The sequence below is a fragment of the Synechocystis sp. LKSZ1 genome (genome assembly GCF_040436315.1).
In the GTDB taxonomy this organism is placed as follows: domain Bacteria; phylum Cyanobacteriota; class Cyanobacteriia; order Cyanobacteriales; family Microcystaceae; genus Synechocystis.
The window spans coordinates 1,988,200-2,008,606 of the sequence record NZ_AP031572.1 but is presented as its reverse complement, the minus strand read 5'-3'; the positions used below and the strand labels follow the sequence as shown (position 1 = coordinate 2,008,606).

Here is a 20,407-nt window from a genome sequence, read left to right as displayed (position 1 = left end):
GGTTAACCACAGCGTTGGTAGTAGGGGGTGATGCTGATTTTGCTGGCCGCCTTGCCGAACCTGACCAGTGACTCTAACGGATTCAGGGCCGCAATAGCCTCCTGGGAAAAGCGAAAGGTGCGGGCCGTCAGGGGTAGTTCTGAGGCATCAACGGGTAAGACCAGCTTGGTGAAGGTGTTGCTCAGGACATCCTTGGAAATATGCCGGGAGCTTTGGGAGGCCACCCACAGGCCCAGGCCATACTTCCGACCGTCGGCGGCAATCCGGTCTAGGGCCCTGGAATGACCCAACTCCTTAGCTTCGTCAATAAACAACAGGGTGCGCAGGCCGGTCGTATCCCCTAGTAAACGGTGGGCATTCATCACCTGGGAGGCCAGGGCATCCCCAGCAATGGCCTGGAGTTCAGGCGGGAGTTTGCTCAAGTCCCAACGGGTATGGTGGCCCAGGGGAGGTTGAGGTTTGCAGAAGATGCCGTACTCAAACATCGCGGACATTTTCAATCGGAGCTTGACGGCTTCCTTGTCCTCCACCCTGGTATCGAGTTTGAACTTTAGGTCAGCAAAGTTGGGCGGTTCCAACAACCAAGACATGGGCTTCTCCTGAAAGATGCGACGCTCTGAGTAGCAGTCTTTGATGACCTCAATCAGCAGGCCCTCTTGGTTCGGCCCCATGGTCAAGGTTTTCCTGAGCAGCATGGCCAACTCAATCGCCTTCAGATTAGGCCCACCGCCCTGTCGGTCGAGATTAATCACCAGGGGATTAATGCCGTGGGGGCTTTCCATGTGGATGGGGTGGCAGGTCTCTCCCTCGATGGCCTGGTCACCGTGGAAGTCAATCACGACAATCTGCACTGCTAGGTCAGTACGACTGGCATGGGCAATGGCTTTGAGGGTCTGGGTCTTACCGGCCCCGGAACCCCCGATGATACAGCCGTGGGGATTGGCTACTTGGTCGGGATGCCAGTAGCAGGAATCCCCTAGTAAAATTCCTGCGACGGGCTCGTCCTTTGCCATAGTCGTCGGGGTAGCGGTCGTTTTGATGCGTCGTGGCGGAGGGGCCTGATGGGTGAACATTAATGCTCCTGGCTCAGAATTTGCTTGATGGTGAGTGACCCCGTAATGAACTGGTCTTTCAGTAATGCCAGGGCCACTTGGATGGGGGCATGGTCAAGGGTCAAGTTTCTTCCCCCCTGCACAATCGGCTTAAAGCCAAAGGCATCCTGTTCCAATCGCAGTAGGTCGGGGCTATCAATGGCGATTTGACCGGAGAGGTAGGTCATCGGTCTATCGAAGGGGAGGAGTGGGTCAATGCTGTCTTCTTCCAGGTAGAGGGTCTGGGTCTTGACCACGATGGGCGGGCCCTTCTCTGCTCGAATCTTGCTGACGATGACACTGCTGTCCGTTTCTGTCCCCACCTTGATTACCTGGCCCTTGCGGTCAACCAGAAAACCTTGGTTATGGGTGCCGATGATGGGGTTGCTTTCCTTCACCGGTCGGCGGTCGGCATTCCAGGCCCCTTCGTAGTGGGCCGTGATGAGGAACTGGCCCCCCTCTTTGTTGTAGAGTTCGTAGACTCCACTGGGGGCAGCAATCCAGGCGTTAAACTGCTCGACAAAGCCACCACTGGCATTCACCTGGAAGGTCCACAGGGCCAGGGCCACAATGAAGACCATCAACCAATACTCGGCGGGGCTTCCCGTGGAAATCCTGAGATTGCGATTGCCGGGGCAAACACAGCGCACCCCCAGCGGGTAGAACATCTCCACCCCGGATTTGGTAAAGCAGTCCAGGAACCAACCGGAGAAGTAGCCAATGTTGAGAGCATGAATGATTTCTAGGGGCAGGGCCAGACCGGCGTAGAGTTTCAGTAATAACCAAGCCCCGTAGCTGACCAGGGCCAACAAGCAGGAGGCCAGGAGGCTATGGGTTGCTGACCGATGAGAGAACCGCTTTTCCAAGGGCCGAGAGATAAACGGCAGTATCCTCCCCGCCGGCGAGGTGGAGATGTCGATGTCCGGCAGGAGGGCCGCCATGGCCCCCACCAACAGGGCCACGGGACTGGTGGTTTGTAGAATAATTCCCGCTGAGACTGACCCCACCAGGAGATGCGTTATCGTCAACATCAACCAATCCTCCTTGATTCCCTCGGTAGGTAGTAGGAAAGACGGGCCAGGCCCAGGAACACGGCCCCGCCAATGCCCGCCAGGATATACAGGCTTTCGTTACCCGTCCCCAGGCCAATGAAACGATAGGCCACGAACACGATTCCCACCAACAAAATCAAGGGCGTGATGTCGAAGTAGCGGCTATGGTCTCCGGCTTCGTTCTGAATCCCCAGGAAGCCTTCTTCAATGGCCCGTTTTGCTAATAATGGATTACCGCCGGCGCTGGCCTGGAGTTGGGCCAATTGGTAGGGCCGGAGGTCGGCCCCCAGGCTGATGGCAGTACGTTCCATCAGGTCTCGGATTTGATAGTCCGCCAGGGGTTGCAGTTCTACCCTCGGCAGGTAGATGAAGATGTCCGTCCTCGGGGGATTGGTCGCCGCCAATAGTAGGGGCACTCCAATGGCTTTCAACTGTTTGAGCCAGAGCCTGAACTTGGCTTCCAACAGGTGGGCATCATCGAAAATCAGCACGGCTTGCTGGGGGGCCACACTGAGTAACTGGGTCAGAGTCTGCTTCAAAGCCTCGGCCGTCAGGGCCCGGCCCTCCACATTCTTGCTCGAAACCCCTAGTAATTCCGCCACACTCACCAGTAAGACCTTGGGCGATGCCGGTTCAAAGTAGCCCACCAAGGCCCCTTCCCCCATCAGTTCCTGGTACACCGCCTGCAAGAGGAAGGTCTTGCCCATGCCTTCTCGACTGCTAATCAGAAGTTGGCCCCCGGCCCGCAAACTGTTGAGAATACCGCTCACTTCCCGTTCCCGGTAGCACGGTTGCTCGTAATCAGGACTACTCACCAGCACTGGCCCTAGGCCGCTAATTTCGTCTTCCTCATCCATTCCCCAGCTATCTCCAGCGGGTTCCTCGACTTTGGGGCCATGGCCCCCTGAGAGCGCTCTACCTGTTCCCGTAAGTCCTCCGGTAGTTGGCTCGGATTCTTCAGAAACTCCGCCGTCAGTAGATTCTTGGCGATGGTGATGCCGGCGGCCTGTTCCTGGGCTGTTCTGAGCAGTTGGGCTAGGGCCGTATCGGTATTTCCTTCTACTGGCTCTAGGTCAATACTGGGTATGGCCAGCTCACTGGACTCTTGTTTGACCAGTTGGCCCTGCTTCGGGAAATCCACCAGTTTTTGGCCTGACTGAATCCACTCATTGAGTTGGTCTAGTTCCCCTAGTTGGTCAATGTCCAGGAAGAATTGTCCATCCTCACTCTGGACTTTCATCTCCAGATATTTAAGCCGGTTCAGGATGGTTGACCGTCCCAGGCCATACCTGTCCATCAAGAATTGGGTCACTTCTTCTTTCGTGTTGAATTTATCCATGGGTTTGTCCAGTGGTAAGGTGTCCAATATCCAACGCTGTCCAGCCCCAAAATATTTTTCTGTTACTGGGCGTTTGGGGGATTCTATATGACTTTTTTTCTCTGTCAAGACTGGATTTGTCCAACGGACTATCCAACACTGGGGCAAATTTATCCAATGCTCTGCCCTGGACTTCTCTGCTACTTGTCCAACGTGCCCGTTGGATTTATTCACCGTAAAGACTGGACTTGTTTAGTGGATAGACTAGATGTGTTCAATGCGAGGCCATCGACTGTCCAGCCCACAGCAATCAACAAGGCCAAGGCCACCTTGAGACAGACCCGCCCATCCGGTAGCCGCATCGTCTTCCCTTCTATCGACAACATCTGGATATGCCGCTTGATCTGCCGGACTGATTTATTCGTCTGCGCCGCGATGGTTTCTAAACTCTTGGGACTGTCCAATACCGACAGAATCTGATGGCGAACGATTTCACCGCGACGATGAGAGGCCCAACGTTCTGGATTAAAGTCCATACATCCCTACCACAAGCTCTTTAATGGCATCTACGCCAATCCTGCATTGGATTAAAAACTTATTTCTAAATGAGTGAACAAAGCAATGCAGGCATTGAAACAGTGACTTATTTTTGGATGAACTGACGGAATTTAAGCGCAATGTTCTGGAATTTTTGCGCCAACCCCTAGAGGATGGGTTTGTGACCATCTCCCGGACTCGACAATCCGTCCTCTTCCCGGCCCAATTTACCCTGGTGGCCAGTACCAATCCCTGTCCCTGCGGTTACTTTGGGGATTCTCTCCAGGCTTGTTCCTGTTCTCCTCGTCTACGGGAAATGTACTGGGCCAAACTCTCGGGCCCGTTGATGGACCGGATTGATTTACAAGTAGCGGTGCATCGCCTCAAGCCCGAAGAAATGACCCAATCCCTGGAGGGCGAGGCTTCTCAGACTGTCCGAGAACGGGTTGACCAAGCCAGAACCCGAGCCAGGGAACGCTTTGCCCAGGAACCCCAACTAAACTGCAATGCGGCCATGCAATCGAAACATCTGCGCCAGTTTTGCCAACTAGAGTCGAGCAGTCGTCAACTCCTCGAAGGCGCTATTCGGAAACTCGGCCTCTCGGCTCGGGCCATGGACCGCGTCCTCAAGGTAGCTCGCACTATTGCTGACCTAGACCAGTCGCCCTCCATTCGTGCCAACCATTTGGCCGAAGCGATTCAGTACCGGACTCTCGACCGCTTTGCCTAGTCGGCCCAAATGATGTCATCATCATCACCACTATGATAGGTACGAAGATGAAGGCCTGAATTTCCCTCCTCCATCTGGAGAGCTAAGCTTAGGTCAAAGTCTTCGCTATCGGGATGATTGGTAATAAAAGGATTTGTGCCCGTCGTCAGATGGGGCTTGGCATCATTGTAGATTCTTGGGCCACCTGAATGGGTAGTACTACCAGAATGGGTAATCCGCGAGCTTGTCGTTTTAGCAGAACGGTAGTAGGGGGAAGTTGGGGACGGTTGAGTCTGCTTAGAGCGATGGTGGGGGGCCTGCGGCGATTGGGCCTGGGTGGTACGGGTCTGCCGGAGCGTCTGGGTATGGGTCGGCATATCTCGACGAATATCAAAGGCCGATTCTTTACAGGCCATGGGCACCAGATTTTCCAGAAAATAGTCGATGGTTTGTTGCTTCAGCCAGCCCTTGAGTACCGCCGTGGCCCCAAAGCGAATGCCTAATTTTTTCTGTTCTTGCAGAATCTGCCGGATCTGTTGTTCATCTAGAAGGGAAGCCAGACGGAGGTAATGGCCCAGGGGGTGCTGGTAGGAGTAGTCCACAATACGGGGCCATTGTTCGACAAAAAAGTCCGCCGTTTCCTTATTAATCCAACCGTGGTGGGCCAGAATTTCCCCCAGCGGTAACTCAAAATATTGTTGTTCGTGGAGAGCGACCTCGAGCTGAGCCGGTGTGACCAGGGCCGCTTCTTGGAGAATCAGTCCAATCGGTTTAGGTTGAAAACGTTTAGCCATAGGAACAAGACTCTCTTCCGGCAGCCGGCCGTGATTTGGTGAGCGTTTTATATTGAGGCTTTTAAAATATCGGGCTATTATAACTCAATTTTAGTCCATGGGCCAGATTGACGACAGGCCTGTTTTACGCAAGTTAATCCCGCTTAACCAAGCCTTTAAACCCAGAAGTGTTGAATGTTAGAAGAAAATCAAAAAGGTAAAGCCCCTAAACTTGTATAATTAGGGGCACAAAATCAAAATAACTGAATATGATTATATCAAACTTTCCTCAAGTTGTGCAAAAGCATCTGGGTCACTTGCCCAAAAAGGATTATCCAGAACTGGACACCTTTAAGTTTGTCTCAATTTGGCTAAGTTTCGTGCTAGACCAAAGCCAAACAAGCATGAGAAGTCAATTCAAGAGATTAAACGCGAGAGGAGAGTCAGTAGATATATCGACCTTCTCAAAAGCAAGTAAAAAGCGAAACCCAAAGGTTTTTAAAGAAATATTAAAAAAGCTAAAAAAAGAAGTAGAAGTCTCTCGAGAACCAGAAAAAAGGGAACTGGTTTTGTTTCCACTGGACTCAACAGTGATATCGTTAACGAGCAAATTATTATGGAGACAAGGACATCATCAGGTAAAACTATTTAGTGGGATTAATTTAGACACAGGAGCCCCAGGAGGAATAGTAATTAATTTTGGTCAAGGGCATGATAGTAAATATGGGAATGAAACGATAGAAGCAACGCCAGAGAATGGAGTTGGGATAATGGATAGAGGATTTTGTAGTCTAGCAAGAATAGCAAAACTGCAAGAAGAGAAAGAGCGTTACTTTGTGTTAAGAACAAAGAACAATATAAGCAGAAGTGTTGAATGTTAGAAGAAAATCAAAAAGGTAAAGCCCCTAAACTTGTATAATTAGGGGCACAAAATCAAAATAACTGAATATGATTATATCAAACTTTCCTCAAGTTGTGCAAAAGCATCTGGGTCACTTGCCCAAAAAGGATTATCCAGAACTGGACACCTTTAAGTTTGTCTCAATTTGGCTAAGTTTCGTGCTAGACCAAAGCCAAACAAGCATGAGAAGTCAATTCAAGAGATTAAACGCGAGAGGAGAGTCAGTAGATATATCGACCTTCTCAAAAGCAAGTAAAAAGCGAAACCCAAAGGTTTTTAAAGAAATATTAAAAAAGCTAAAAAAAGAAGTAGAAGTCTCTCGAGAACCAGAAAAAAGGGAACTGGTTTTGTTTCCACTGGACTCAACAGTGATATCGTTAACGAGCAAATTATTATGGAGACAAGGACATCATCAGGTAAAACTATTTAGTGGGATTAATTTAGACACAGGAGCCCCAGGAGGAATAGTAATTAATTTTGGTCAAGGGCATGATAGTAAATATGGGAATGAAACGATAGAAGCAACGCCAGAGAATGGAGTTGGGATAATGGATAGAGGATTTTGTAGTCTAGCAAGAATAGCAAAACTGCAAGAAGAGAAAGAGCGTTACTTTGTGTTAAGAACAAAGAACAATATAAGCTTAAATATGCTGAGCAATGGAAAGTATGAAATAGGAAGTGGGAAGGAAAAGCTAGAAGGAAGAGTAGTAGTATTTAGTGATAGAGAAGAAAGAACAGAGTTTAGGTTGGCAACAAATTTACCAGAAGAGGGAGAGGGAGGAATAAGTAATGAAGAGATAGCTGAGTTTTATCGATTGCGTTGGCAAATAGAACTATTATGGAAGTTCTTAAAAATGCACTTAAAGTTGGACAGGCTAATCACTAAAAATACAAACGGAATAGAGATTCAGATTTATAGTTGCCTGATTGGATATTTAATGTTGAGATTGGTAAGAATTCCGAAAGAGTTTGGGGAATCTTTATTAGATAAGCTACGGTATTTACAGGCATTTATGTGTGAAAAAATAAGTTATGTACACTGGCTAAGAGAGTTAGTGGTAAATTGTTGAATCTGGGCTTTTACAGAATCGTTGTGTCTATTCCTTGGTGGTTCAAATAAACCATTCAATATTTCTGCAATATAAGCTTAAATATGCTGGAAAATGGAAAGTATGAAATAGGAAGTGGGAAGGAAAAGCTAGAAGGAAGAGTAGTAGTATTTAGTGATAGAGAAGAAAGAACAGAGTTTAGGTTGGCAACAAATTTACCAGAAGAGGGAGAGGGAGGAATAAGTAATGAAGAGATAGCTGAGTTTTATCGATTGCGTTGGCAAATAGAACTATTATGGAAGTTCTTAAAAATGCACTTAAAGTTGGACAGGCTAATCACTAAAAATACAAACGGAATAGAGATTCAGATTTATAGTTGCCTGATTGGATATTTAATGTTGAGATTGGTAAGAATTCCGAAAGAGTTTGGGGAATCTTTATTAGATAAGCTACGGTATTTACAGGCATTTATGTGTGAAAAAATAAGTTATGTACACTGGCTAAGAGAGTTAGTGGTAAATTGTTGAATCTGGGCTTTTACAGAATCGTTGTGTCTATTCCTTGGTGGTTCAAATAAACCATTCAATATTTCTGCTTTAAACCTGCTCCTTTTGGCCCACTATCCGCTAGCTTTAAAGTGTTCCTATGAATGATTTTCTACTTGAGTTTTTGATTGTATGACTTTAAAAAAGAACTTGCTTGGCCGTTGGCTTTCGGGTGCGGTGCTGGGTATCCTTTCAGCCCTTTGTCTTCCCGAGGCGACGAAAGCGGCAGATAATATTTTTCTCACCTATGGCCCAGTGAAATTAACGGTGAGAGTGGATTCCCTCCAACGGTTTGCCGAAGAAGGAATTGTTGATGCGAATTTGCGTTTTTATTTCAATCTGGCCGGGGCCACCCCGGAACAACTCCAGGAACTACGTAGAATTTTGACGACCCGAGCAGAGCTAAACCCAGTGGTAGTTTCTCGCTTCCTGAATACGGATATTGGCGAAGATATTTTGACGCGCTCGGGCCGTATTCTGGGGATTCCCTGGCAAATTAATGGTAAATATGCCCTGCGGGGGGCCATTGTCTCAGCAGGCTTAGACTCCCAGGGCCTGACGTTGATCAATTTCCTGCGTAAGTTACCAACGGACGGCCATGTTTCGGGAGAAGTCTTACTGCAGCAAGGTCGTATTGTCGAAATGGTTGTCCGAGCCTCGGAGTACGGCATTCAAGTGATGTCCCAACTCTCCGCTGAGGAGGCGAAACAGGGGCCTGTGGTAAATTTTACGACGTTACCTGACCCCCGCCAACCCGGAAACTACGGGCCCGCGATTCAGCAACGTTGGCAATTGACCGATGTGAGTCGCAACCGCAGTTTCTATGTGGATGTTTATAAACCCCAGCGCTGGCGGAACGGTAAAACACCGGTGATTGTCTTTTCCCATGGCCTAGCCTCCCGGCCAGAAGACTTTGACCAGATCGCTAAACATTTGGCCTCCTATGGCTTTGTGGTGGCCCTGCCCCAACATCCCGGCAGTGATTTTTTACAGGCTCAGGCCTTGATCGAAGGAACGTCACGACAGATCTTTCAGTTAAATGAGTTTATTGACCGACCCAAGGATATTAGCTACGTCATTGATGAGCTAGAACGTCGCAATGCTCGGGAATTTGAGGGCCGACTGAACTTGACCCAAGTGGGAGTGGGGGGCCATTCCTTTGGGGGATATACGGCCCTCGCAGTAGCCGGGGCCACGATCGATTGGAATTTTCTCAAGGCTGAATGTAATCTGGATACCAGCTTTCCTAATACCTCGCTACTGCTCCAATGCCAGGCCCTGCGTCTTCCCCAAAAGGACTACCAATTCCGAGACCCTCGGGTAACAGCCGTCGCCGTTGCCAATCCAGTCAATAGTGCCATTTTTGGGATCACGGGACTCCAGAAGGTGACTGCCCCTGTGATGATTATTGGCGGCACCTATGACCCCGCCACCCCCTTTGTTTTTGAGCAGATACGCTCTTTCCCCCGTCTAGGAAGTACTGAAAAATATCTCTTACTCGCCGAGGGCCAGGCCCACGTTGATTTTTCCAAGCTTGACCCCGGAGCAAAGGAATTGATCAGTTCCTTTACCAATTTGACCCTGCCACCACCGGATCTGCTCCATGCCTACACCCGAGCCTACGCGACGCCTTTTTTTGAAGTCTATACCGCTGGCAACGAAACCTATCGTCCGTTTCTACAAGCAGGAGCCGCCTATTCGGAATATCTAAGCCGGGATCAACAGTTCAAGGTCTTCTTCATTTCCCAAAAATCCCAGGCTGGCCTGCTGACGGCCATTAAGGGCTTTCGGGATCGTTGGGGTCTACCGGAAGTCGCAGGGGATAACGCCCTTTTTACCCGTTAGAGGCGTGACAACATCAGTGATCGTGCCTCATCCCTGGGCCGACTTGGCCTAGGGCCAACATTACGGAGAGAAAATCGATAAAATAGAGCTTCATATTTCTTCACAATCGAGCCATTATGACCTCTACCCTAAATGCCAGCCCCCGCAGTTACTCCCCCGCCGACTGGTTACAGGGCTATCAATCCCTGCCTGAAGAATGGGATTACTGGATTGAGGACATTGAAGGGGAGGTACCGTCGGGATTAACCGGAACTCTGTTTCGTAATGGGCCAGGCCTGTTAGAGATCGGGGGCCAGCCGATTCGACATCCCTTTGATGGTGATGGCATGATTACGGCTTTTCGTTTCCCTGGAGACGGTCGGGTACATTTCCGCAATCGTTTTGTCCGCACCAAGGGCTACGTTGAAGAACAAGCCGCAGGTCGTATGCTCTACCGGGGGGTCTTTGGGACTCAACCCGCTGGAGGATGGCTCCGTAATGCCTTTGATCTGCGCTTAAAAAATATTGCTAATACTAATGTTGTTTATTGGGGCAAAAAATTACTGGCCCTGTGGGAAGCGGCTGAACCCCACCGCCTAGACCCGGCTAGTCTGGAAACCCTTGGCCTCGATAACTTGAATGGTCTCTTGAATCCTGGCATGGCTTTTTCGGCCCACCCCCGTATTGATCCCCACAGTGAATTAGATGGCGGTGCACCGTGCTTGGTAAATTTCTCCCTCAAAACCGGCCTTTCTAGTACCCTAACCCTGCTGGAATTTGGGCCCCAAGGCCAATTATTGCGTCGCCACAGCCATAGCATTCCAGGGTTTGCCTTTATCCACGACTTTGCCATCACACCGAACTACGCCATCTTTCTGCAAAATAAAGTCCGCTTTAACCCGATGCCCTACCTCCTGGGTCTACGGGGCGCTGGAGAATGCGTTCATTTTCAACCCCAAGCACCAGCCCAGTTAGTGGTGATTCCCCGCAAACCGCCCTACGGGCCCGTTCAGCTTCTGCCAGTAAAGGCGGGGTTTGTCTTCCACCATGCCAACGCCCATGAACAAGATGGTCAGATTATTCTAGATTCCGTCTGTTACAATTCCCTGCCCCAGATCCAACCCGACGGCGATTACCGCACTGTTGATTTTGCCAGTCTTGACCCAGGTCAACTGTGGCGTTTTACCATCGATCTGGCCCAGCAACATGTCGAAGGACACCGGCTACTATCGCGTTGTTGTGAGTTTCCTGTTCTTCATCCAGACTATGTCGGCCGTCCCGCCCGTTACTACTACCTGGGAGCGGCCCACGACCCCACGGGCAATGCGCCCCTGCAAGCCGTCGTTAAGCTCGATGTGACCACGGGCCAGGAGGATATCTATTCCTGTGCACCACGGGGCTTTACCGGAGAACCCATTTTTGTGCCCCAACCCGGCGGTAAGGCCGAGGATGAGGGGTGGTTGCTTGTCCTAAGCTACAATGCGGCCCAGCACCGCTCCCGGTTACTAATTTTCGATGCCCAACAGTTGAGCCAAGGCCCCCTGGCGACTCTCAATCTGAAGCATCACATTCCCTACGGTCTGCACGGTTCCTGGATAGATCAGTGCTTTTAAGCCGGGGAGAAGCTTTTCTTGGCCAAACTCTGACTTAGTTTCCTGGAAGGTTGCGAAATTTTAAGAAGCTGTTAGCATTACTCAACAAAGGGCCATAATTCGCAATCTGTCAGCGGATTCATGTTTATAATTAGTCCGAGATTCCTGACACTTTTTGGATCATCCTTTACAAATTATTAAGATAAGTTCCTTTCTTTAACGTCTACTGATGCCTCGAATCCTTGTTATCGATGATGATCCGGCGATTGCCGAACTGGTTTCCATTAACTTGGAAATGGCGGGCTACGATGTCAATCAAGCTGACGACGGCATTAAGGGCCAGGCCCTAGCGGTGCAAATTCAGCCGGATCTGATTATGCTAGACCTGATGCTCCCCAAGGTGGATGGTTTTACGGTGTGCCAGCGGTTACGGCGCGATCATCGCACGGCGGATATTCCCGTCCTGATGCTGACGGCCCTCGGACAAATTCAAGACAAAATCGACGGCTTCAATGCCGGGGCCGATGACTACTTGACTAAGCCCTTTGATGTGGAAGAGATGCTGGCCCGAGTCCGAGCCCTTCTACGGCGTACCGACCGTATTCCTCAGGCCGCCAAACATTCCGAGATTTTAAGCCATGGCCCGTTAACCTTAATTCCCGAACGCTTCGAGGCCATTTGGTTCGGTAAAAGCATCAAACTGACGCATTTGGAATTTGAGTTACTCCATTGTCTGCTGCAACGCCACGGCCAGACCGTTTCTCCCAGCGACATTTTGCGGGAAGTCTGGGGTTACGAACCCGACGATGATATTGAGACAATCCGGGTGCATATCCGCCATCTCCGCACCAAGTTGGAACCCGATCCCCGTCGTCCCCGCTACATTAAAACCGTTTATGGGGCCGGTTACTGTCTAGAGTTGGCCAGTGAGGAAGCCGAGGCCCTGGAAGGAACCCCGGCCGGGGCCAAGACCTCTTAGCCAGTCTTCTCCCGGCCGTTGAGGGTTGAGATAGTCGAGAGACTAGCCCTGGGGAAGCACCAGGTTATCGGCCCCTTCTACCACCGTCGCGGAAATAATTTTGTCCTTATCGGTCAGTTTTTCCAGGGTCTCTTTCCCTTGCACCACATAGCCGAAAACCGAGTAGCGGCCATCCATCAAATTAAAGCCCGGTGGCGTTAATTCACTGTCAAACTTGAAGAAGAAAAACTGGGAAGAACCGCCGTTGGGATCCGTATCTGGCCTGGCTAGAGCTATGGCCCCGTAGGCGTTGAAGGGCAGGGCCAATTCCGGCAGATAGAGCCCCGCATCCTCTAGGGTCATGCCATAAATAGGGCCCTCTTCTCCCTTAACTAAAACCTCTAGGGGAATGGCGCGGTAGGCCTGGGTTTGGGGATCAATAAAACCCGTTTCCGGCCCATCGGGATCGCCGGCCTGCACTACAAAATTATCCTCCGAGCGAATAAAGGGCAGACCATCATAGAAATGGCGTTGCACCAGATCAATAAAATTGCCAGCATTAACCGGGGCACTATAGCCGTCCACCACAATGGTCAGGGGGCCTTGGGTTGTTTCCATGGCCACGGTGGCCCGTCCCTTCAGTTGGGGTAAAGTACCGTAATCAGCCGGGACATCGTAGGGGAAGCCCACCACCATTAATTGTTCGAGTTGCCCAATTTTGGCCAGGGCCGATTGACGCAGAGTCGTTACCTGCTCCCGATCCTTGGCCTCAACCGCCGTTTGCAGGTCACTGAGCTCGCTTCTAAGATCCGCCAGTAGCGCCTCGGCAGTAGTTTGGCCGGTGGTGGGAATAGACGCTAGGATTTTGTCACTGCGGAGGGAGAGAACGACATTAGCCTCTCGGACATCCTTGGCAATCGGTGGCCAACGTTTTGCCCGGATATGGTTAGAAATATCTTCGAGGGCCCCTTGCAGTTTCCGCACCGTGTCATTATCGATGGGCAGAGCATACCGCAGAATAGCATTGGGATCGGTAATGGCATTCCCCTGAGCCAGGGCCCCCAGGAGGATCGGAGGGGATAATTCAGCGGCCTGGCTGGGAGCCGCCCAAGTCAAGGACAGGACACTAAAGACCAGGGCAATGAGGCTCGCTAAAAGTTTAGGCAGAATTGGCATAAAGTCACCGGATTGAGATGAGCGATAAACAGCACTAGGAAAATTTTCCCATCTCTGCGCCCCCCATCCCCTGTAAAATATGGGGTGAACTTTTCAGCCTCCATCATAGTACATGATTTCCAGTAACGATTTCCGGAGTGGTGTTACCATCGAACTCGATGGCTCTGTTTGGCGAGTTGTCGAATTTTTACACGTCAAACCCGGTAAAGGCTCTGCTTTTGTCCGTACCAAGCTCAAAAACGTACAAACTGGGAATGTCGTCGAGCGTACCTTCCGTGCCGGGGAAACTGTACCCCAGGCCAATATTGAGAAGTTGGCCATGCAACATACCTATAAAGAGGGCGATCAATTCGTCTTTATGGATATGGAAACCTTTGAAGAAGCTCGTTTAAACGCCAGCGAATTAAAAGATAAGGTCAAATTTCTCAAGGAAGAGATGGAAGTGAGTATTCTCTTCTGGAATGGCAATGTGCTAGATGTGGAACTCCCCACGTCGGTAATTTTAGAAATTACGGAAACCGATCCGGGAGTTAAAGGCGATACAGCAACGGGTGGTACGAAGCCAGCCATCGTTGAGACAGGTGCTCAGGTGATGGTGCCCCTGTTTATCTCCATTGGGGAAAGAATTAAAGTGGATACTCGGGACGGCTCTTACCTGGGTCGAGAATAGTCCTTAGTCAGGGGGGCAGAATTCTGACCCCATCGGAAATTTTGATTAGTACTCAGGGGAGAAGATTGGTGTCTATTAACTTTGCTGAACTACGGGAATTGCTAGGAGCGATTTCCCAAACCGATATTACGGAAGTCACCTTAGAAACGGACGAGTTTAAGCTGTCCGTCCGCAAGGCCAATTCGTCCATTCTGCTGGAAACACCGACGGTGGTGACGACACCGCTCCCTGCTCCCCCACCGATGGTTTCCTCAACACCGGCCCCAGAATCGGCCCCCGTCCTAGAAGTAGCTTCCCCGTCTCCCCTAGAGCAAAAATGGACGGCCATCACCTCGCCAATGGTCGGCACCTTCTACCGGGCCCCGGCCCCCGATGAACCCCCCTTTGTGGAAGTGGGGGATAGCATCCGCAAGGAACAGACGGTCTGTATTATCGAGGCCATGAAACTGATGAATGAGATCGAAGCAGAGATTTCGGGCCAAGTGATGGAAATTGTGGTGGCCAATGGGGAACCGGTAGAGTACGGACAGACCCTGATGTGGATTAAACCGGCTTAGGTCATACCCAGAAAAGAAACACCGTTCATGGGTACGAGTTTTTGAACGGTGGATGTAGCGCTGGAACGCATACCAAACGAGGATTTGAACCCCCGATTTTCTTTGATTAAAAACCTGCTTCTAATCAGGGATGCAGACGGCCCTCCTGCTTTTAGAGACCCGTACCTAAATTTCAAGCCGTCTGATAATCTTATCTTTTGGCTCAATAGAGGGGAGCTAAATGGCGATTGCCCCCTAATCTCTAGATGCAAGTAACATAGAAACTGTCGCATTGGTGCAATCTCAGCAGAGGGCCATCCCCATGACCGTTGCCACTTCTCCGCCCCCCCTGTCCGCAAATCAACATTTCGTCCTCCCCGGTCGCCACAGTTGGCAAGCATTTAAAGCGATTCAAGGGGTGATGGCACCAGGGCCAGGGCTACGCATCACCTATCTAGATGGAGTCATTGAGTTCATGACCTTAGGGGAGTACCACGAATCAATTAAAACCATTATTGGATTCTTGGTTGAATATTATTTATTCACTCAAGGTATTGAATTTATTCCGGTAGGGAGTGCTACCCGTGAATCCAAGGAGAAGTCGGTCTCTTTTGAGCCGGATGAATCTTATTATCTCGGGGAAAAAAAGGAGCATCCTGATCTGGCAATTGAGGTCAATGTTACCAGTGGTAGTCCCCAAAAACTCGAAAAATATCAGCGGCTTGGCATTCGAGAGGTTTGGATGTGGCAAAAGAATAAATTTTTGATTTACTCCCTAGCGGGCGAGTCCTACCAAGAAACGCCAACAAGCCAATTACTCCCCGATTTGGATTTTGCACTTTTGGAAGAGTGCATACTAATGCCCTCTCGACTGGAGGCCATCCAACGGTTTACGGCTAGTTGAGGTGGTGTGCTGAGTGATAAACACACTTATTGGTCTTTTTGTATTAAGTCCCTGAAGTCTGACAACACAACCGGCTCTCCAGGCTGGGGGCCTAATCCCAGGTTTCAAAATCCGTTAACCAATTGCGAACCCAGAGGCTAAATTGCTCCCGTCGGGTTTCAAAGGTGGCGGCTACCCAGATAAAACTCAGTCCTAGCAGTAGGCCGACAATCCATTTGATCACAGGGGCCTCTAGGATCAAGACCACGAATTGATAGAAGATCGCGCCCAGAAAAGTTAAGGTGCCGCCGTAGAGAAAGGCCCGAATTTTCAGCCCTAGACCCGCAAAGATCAGTACTAAGCCCAAGGCCCCAGGAATCAGGCCCAGGGGCTGGATGTTAAAGACCAAACTGGTTGTACCGATTAGCATCGTTCCCAGGAACCGCAACCAGTGCCGTAACTCCCGTCCTTCCTCTCCTTGGAGTTCAGGATCGAGGGCCGCCACATAAAACACATCCAAGGCCAAAATCAAGGCATAGGCCAAGGGCTCTTGCCAAAACCAGTGGTTCAGCATGGAGAAGAGCCCCGCCGTTCCCAGAAATAGACTGAGGTAGCTCCAGCGGATATTCCGTTGCCAGACGGCCAAAATGCTGTAAAAACCCGCACCGGCCCAGAAATTCAAGGGATAAAAACCCGTGCGGTTAGGAATCAAACCAACGAAGGGTAGAACTAGAGCCACACTTTGCCAGGGCCGCGGCGACCATCCCCAGGCCCGCCAGGGACTGCGGTAGAGAACGAGACCGAGCCAAGCCATGATCAGGCCTAGGTAGGGATGGAGATAACCATCCAGACGGAGGGGCAAGGGAGATTGATAAAAGGCATAACTCGTAATGGCTACTCCTTCTAGGAGGCCTGCGTAGACCCATATTTCCCCGATTTCTAGGTTGGGATGAAAACGGCCCTGCCAAAGAGCATAGCGAGTTAAAAAAATGCCGGCCCCAATGCCAACCAGTTGATGAATCTCTACAGGATAGAACACCGCCAAACCCAGCAGGAGACTGCCCAGACCCCAGTGTAGATGGGCCATTTGTTGGAATTCTGCCGGGGCCAGACCCAAATAGTCCGTTAGCCAGGGGGCCAGCAAACGATAGCCGTAGAGAATAGTAGTGGCCAGGGCCGCCATGGCTAGGAGTTGATCGCCCCAGGGCAGGCCGACAAGCTGATATTGCAACAACTCATAGGCCGACAGAGAAATCCCCACCAACGCGAGGTACAGTAAGGGCTTAAATTCTTCCCGTCGCCGTCCTACGCCCATCGCAATGAAAACTAGACATAAAGTCGTTAACCCCGTCCAACGCTCAAACAGGCCCCAGCGCAAACTGGCCCCCAGGGCCCCGTAGAGCAGGGGTAAGCTGTGGAGACTGCTGAGGTATTGTTCCTGGCCTGAGCGACGGTGCCACCAGTCCCCCAGCAATTGAGTCAACAGGCCCAGGGCCAGGTTGACAAGGGTCAAGGCCAGCAAGGATTGACTCGTCAGGGCCAAGCCTTGAATCGCCAGTAATTCCAGGGCCAGACCCAGACTATAAAGACTGCGATTATTTAAGCGGGGCCAAGTGCGCAGGCCAATAGCCCCCAGGGTGATCGCGGCCCCTAGTGTAGCCGGTAGGGAGGGCGGCACCAAGTCGTTATAAACCAACAGGCCATGGAGGGTCAGGCCGATTAACTCCAGTCCACAGAGGGCCACACCCCAACGGTCTAAGGCCCAACGATACAAACTGGCTAAAGCATTACGACGCAGAAGCAGGGCCCGACGAGCTAACCAGAGGGCCATCAGGGTAATGGCCCCGAGCAACAGCCATTCCCCGAAGCGGTTTGGCGTCCATTGGGGCAGTAGCTCCCAAAAGCTTAAGGCCAGGAACAGCAAGGCAGAGCCCACGGTCAGGGCCGCACTCAGACGTTTCCGCAGAAACTGAGTTTGGCAGACCAGCACAATGGTTGCGATGCCAACCCCCCAAACCCGTCCGCCTCCTAACGGCCCTAGGGGGAGAACGGTGAAAGGCAACAGACCAATACTGATCCAGGCCAGGTTGGCCGAACGGGGCCGTTGCCAACTCCGGTAAAAGACAGCCCCCATCAGTAGGCTTAGAGCGAGGGTAATCACTAGAGGATCTTGCCGGGTTAGGACTGGACTCCAAACCCAAGCAGGGGACAGGAGCAGGCCATAAAGGCCCCAGCCCCAGATATCACAGGCCTGACTGTAGAGAAAATTTAAACGAGAGGGAGAGGGGGCCAAGACCTGACGCATTCCCCACAGGAGCCAAAGGGCCAGACTGCCGAGGAGTAACCAGCCGGATAAGGACAGGGGCGGCCCGTAGGTCTCGAAGACTCCAACGGCGGTTCCCAGGCCAAAGCCGACGGTGAGGAGGGTGGCAGCCAACCGGGGCCAGTAGGTCGTATTGACGGCGAGGATGACCGTGGCCATGGCCCAGGCCCCTAGACGAAGGGGAGGAACACTCAGGGTCAGGGCCTGCCAGAGAATGGCCCAGGTGATGCTAAGCTGAGCCGTCGTCTCCCGGTCTCGTCGCCTCAGCCAGAGAGTACTGGTAAAGAGGAGGGGAATCAGGCCGGCCAGGCCATTCCAGAGCGGCGAAACCACGCCATGGCCTCTCCAGCTAGTTAGGCCCGCTTCTCCTAGCATCTGATTAAAGATCAATAAACTGTAGGCCAGGGCCGCTAGGGCCAGATTAAAGCCATAGCGTGTGGGCCAGAGGAGAATCGCCAAGGGCTGACGGGGTGGGGGAACCAGGCTGAGATAGGTTTCCGCGGTGGTCAGAACGAAAAGAATGCCAAATCCCTGGGCAAAATTGAGATCTGGCCAAATCCAATCAAGCCAGGCCAGAAGCGTCGCCAGGCCAACGCCATGGGCCCAATGAGCCAGGGTTTTCGTGACGGCAATCTCTGCGGAGGGAAACAAGTGGGCCTCTGCATGGGTGCAAACCGCCAGAATTAGGGTCGTTCCCAAGAGGTAAACACTACGGACTAGGGGACTCGGCAGACTCAGTACGAGCAAGACGAGACCCAACGCAACGGCTAATCCCAGGCAGGTGCGGGCCAGTATCCACCGTTGTCGTTGCCGAAACCAGCGCCATAGAACGGTAGTGACCACAAGGTAGGGAAAGAAAACAAGACTGAGCAGGGGCCAGGCATTCGTTTCCAGACCAGCCAAGGTCATCCCCAGGGAAATTAAACTATTTTGGATGATAGTGGGCAATAAGCGCCAAGCCAGCCAATGCATCTGGAGCCCAATCAACCAGATCAGCATGAGATCACCCGCCGACTCGCGGCGACCAAGACGCTGGCCTAGACACCACAGGCCTAATACACTAGCCACCAGGGCCTGACTGGGTTCAGACATCACCGAGACGAACCAACCCAGGAAAATTAAGGCCTCGCCACCGTGATGGAGCGGAAATTTTGTTGTTTTCCCGGACTCCGTTGGCCCTTCCGCCCGTTGGCCCTGCCATACCCAGAGGGCCCCGCACAGGGCCAGGGCCGCCCCCAATTGCGCGACGGGAACGCCGGCAATAAAAATAGCCCGAATCAGTAAAATGAAAAGGCCATAAATAAGCAGGCCCCCATTCAGGCCAAAGGGCGCATAAGTCCTGGCTTGAAACCGTTCTCCCTGGTGATAACGATAGAGAGTCAGCAGGGCCGTGCTACTAACTCCCAAATTCGCGGCCAGTAATGGCCAACCCGCCAACCCCCAGCCCCAATGCACTGCACTCAGGCCCAGATGATTCAGCGCGGCCCAGGGCCTAGAACCTCGACTGGGGGGTAACAAACTAAAACTCAGGCCTGCTAGAAGTACCACCGCTAACCCGGCCCCAAGCCAGCCCCCCAGGCTATGCCAGAGGGGAATGCTATCCATGGCAATAAAATTAATCGGCACCAACAGCAGACTAATCAGGCGCAGGGCCTGGGTAGTTAACCGTAAATTGGCCTGGCGGCCACACCAAAAACTAGCCAAACCGAAGGCGAGGGTGTAGAGCAAAAGAATGCTGTATTGACCGATGGGGGGAAACCGCTGCCACTGACTGGCGGCCAACACCCCCGAAGAGACCACCACCATCAACACGCCCAACAGCAATAACCAGAAAACGCTCAATTCTTCCATCAGGGCCTGGGTCACTTGTTGGAGGCGACTGGGGGGCCGGGGAATCGTGACGGGTTGAGGCCCTCTCTCAGTTTTGAGTGACGGCCTTAGAATCTTGGGCGTTGGCTCGACGGGTCTCCTAGGGACTTCGGCCATCGGTAGTTCACAACTGAGGTAAAGTGAGCAAAGCCGTCTAATTTGTGAGGCCTGGAGAATACCGAGGATTTGCCATTGGGCCAGGCCCTCGAGCAGTTGCGGATTTTGAGCATGCACCACGACCAGCCCGTCAATTTTGGCAGTATTTAATAGGCCAAGCTGGTGCCAATATTCCAGGCCAGTAAGCGTTTCAGCAATTTGGTCTTGACTGGCCAGAGTTAAACGCAATCGAGGCGAGGCCGATTGTTGAATTTCTAGCTCTAGATAACTCCCATCGTCATCGAATAGGCCCAGGGCCTGCCAGTCGCTTAATCCCGTCCAGAGCGTTGTCTCAGACCCATGGCTCACAAAGGGAAGGCGAATCAAGGGGGAGAAATCGGCCATAGCAACCTGCCAAAAATAGAGCTAGTGCAAGTTTAGCGCCAGCCTCCTAATCCGATCGCTGAAATTAAATCAACCTAAGTTGAAAAAGAATTCCTTCGGG

Annotated in this window: 15 protein-coding genes and 3 pseudogenes; 10 read left to right on the top strand and 8 right to left on the bottom strand. The window is 51.5% G+C overall.

Going from position 1 to position 20,407, the window contains the following annotated elements:
- Window positions 1–2: 2 nt before the first annotated feature.
- From ABXS88_RS09365 to ABXS88_RS09345, 5 genes are all read right to left on the bottom strand, one after another.
- Window positions 3–1,073: a DUF87 domain-containing protein gene (locus ABXS88_RS09365; protein ID WP_353671776.1), complete on the bottom strand. Its 1,071-nt coding sequence runs from the start codon at window positions 1,071–1,073 to the stop codon at window positions 3–5.
- Complete coding sequence (locus tag ABXS88_RS09360; RefSeq protein WP_353671775.1) at window positions 1,073–2,122, bottom strand: metal-dependent hydrolase; 1,050 nt, start codon at window positions 2,120–2,122, stop codon at window positions 1,073–1,075. Before ABXS88_RS09360 ends, ABXS88_RS09365 begins: the two co-directional genes overlap by 1 nt.
- Complete coding sequence (locus ABXS88_RS09355) at window positions 2,122–3,000, bottom strand: ATP-binding protein (RefSeq protein ID WP_353671774.1); 879 nt, start codon at window positions 2,998–3,000, stop codon at window positions 2,122–2,124. Before ABXS88_RS09355 ends, ABXS88_RS09360 begins: the two co-directional genes overlap by 1 nt.
- Window positions 2,970–3,482: a hypothetical protein gene (locus ABXS88_RS09350; RefSeq protein WP_353671773.1), complete on the bottom strand. Its 513-nt coding sequence runs from the start codon at window positions 3,480–3,482 to the stop codon at window positions 2,970–2,972. Before ABXS88_RS09350 ends, ABXS88_RS09355 begins: the two co-directional genes overlap by 31 nt.
- A 209-nt stretch (window positions 3,483–3,691) precedes the next feature.
- Window positions 3,692–3,997 carry a hypothetical protein gene (locus ABXS88_RS09345; protein ID WP_353671772.1) on the bottom strand — a complete coding sequence of 102 codons (306 nt, stop codon included), beginning with the start codon at window positions 3,995–3,997 and terminating at the stop codon, window positions 3,692–3,694.
- Window positions 3,998–4,104: 107 nt separating this feature from the next.
- Here ABXS88_RS09345 and ABXS88_RS09340 point away from each other — a divergent pair.
- Window positions 4,105–4,728 (top strand): annotated as a pseudogene (locus ABXS88_RS09340) (ATP-binding protein); the annotation flags it as partial.
- Here the strand turns inward: ABXS88_RS09340 and ABXS88_RS09335 are convergent.
- Window positions 4,725–5,501, bottom strand: coding sequence for a hypothetical protein (locus tag ABXS88_RS09335; protein ID WP_353671771.1), 777 nt, complete (start codon window positions 5,499–5,501; stop codon window positions 4,725–4,727). The pseudogene ABXS88_RS09340 and the gene ABXS88_RS09335 sit on opposite strands and share 4 nt — an antisense overlap.
- Before the next feature lie 251 nt (window positions 5,502–5,752).
- Between ABXS88_RS09335 and ABXS88_RS09330 the strand changes: the two are divergent.
- The 6 genes and pseudogenes from ABXS88_RS09330 to ABXS88_RS09305 form a co-directional block, all read left to right on the top strand.
- Window positions 5,753–6,340: pseudogene (locus ABXS88_RS09330) on the top strand (transposase); the annotation flags it as partial.
- A gap of 91 nt (window positions 6,341–6,431) precedes the next feature.
- Entirely contained in the window at window positions 6,432–7,451 is a 1,020-nt protein-coding gene (locus ABXS88_RS09325; RefSeq protein WP_353674804.1) for an IS4 family transposase, read from the top strand.
- Between the two features lie 101 nt (window positions 7,452–7,552).
- Window positions 7,553–7,957 (top strand): annotated as a pseudogene (locus ABXS88_RS09320) (transposase); the annotation flags it as partial.
- Window positions 7,958–8,107: 150 nt separating this feature from the next.
- Complete coding sequence (locus ABXS88_RS09315) at window positions 8,108–9,820, top strand: alpha/beta hydrolase (protein ID WP_353671770.1); 1,713 nt, start codon at window positions 8,108–8,110, stop codon at window positions 9,818–9,820.
- A 116-nt stretch (window positions 9,821–9,936) separates the two neighbouring features.
- Entirely contained in the window at window positions 9,937–11,412 is a 1,476-nt protein-coding gene (locus tag ABXS88_RS09310; protein WP_353671769.1) for a carotenoid oxygenase family protein, read from the top strand.
- A gap of 208 nt (window positions 11,413–11,620) precedes the next feature.
- Window positions 11,621–12,370, top strand: coding sequence for a response regulator transcription factor (locus ABXS88_RS09305; RefSeq protein ID WP_353671768.1), 750 nt, complete (start codon window positions 11,621–11,623; stop codon window positions 12,368–12,370).
- 42 nt (window positions 12,371–12,412) lie between these two features.
- Here ABXS88_RS09305 and ABXS88_RS09300 read toward each other — a convergent pair whose 3' ends face one another.
- A complete protein-coding gene (locus ABXS88_RS09300) occupies window positions 12,413–13,525 on the bottom strand; it encodes a peptidylprolyl isomerase (protein ID WP_353671767.1) in 1,113 nt (370 codons plus the stop codon).
- 112 nt (window positions 13,526–13,637) lie between these two features.
- Here ABXS88_RS09300 and efp point away from each other — a divergent pair, with 112 nt between their 5' ends.
- The 3 genes from efp (at window position 13,638) to ABXS88_RS09285 (ending at window position 15,635) form a co-directional block, all read left to right on the top strand.
- Window positions 13,638–14,195: an elongation factor P gene (gene efp, locus ABXS88_RS09295; RefSeq protein WP_353671766.1), complete on the top strand. Its 558-nt coding sequence runs from the start codon at window positions 13,638–13,640 to the stop codon at window positions 14,193–14,195.
- 68 nt (window positions 14,196–14,263) lie between these two features.
- Entirely contained in the window at window positions 14,264–14,752 is a 489-nt protein-coding gene (gene accB / locus ABXS88_RS09290) for an acetyl-CoA carboxylase biotin carboxyl carrier protein (protein ID WP_353671765.1), read from the top strand.
- A 301-nt stretch (window positions 14,753–15,053) separates the two neighbouring features.
- Complete coding sequence (locus ABXS88_RS09285; RefSeq protein WP_353671764.1) at window positions 15,054–15,635, top strand: Uma2 family endonuclease; 582 nt, start codon at window positions 15,054–15,056, stop codon at window positions 15,633–15,635.
- Window positions 15,636–15,726: 91 nt separating this feature from the next.
- Here ABXS88_RS09285 and ABXS88_RS09280 read toward each other — a convergent pair whose 3' ends face one another.
- The gene (locus tag ABXS88_RS09280) at window positions 15,727–20,307 is read right to left on the bottom strand and encodes a hypothetical protein (protein WP_353671763.1); all 4,581 of its coding nucleotides are present in this window, start codon (window positions 20,305–20,307) and stop codon (window positions 15,727–15,729) included.
- Window positions 20,308–20,407: the final 100 nt, after the last annotated feature.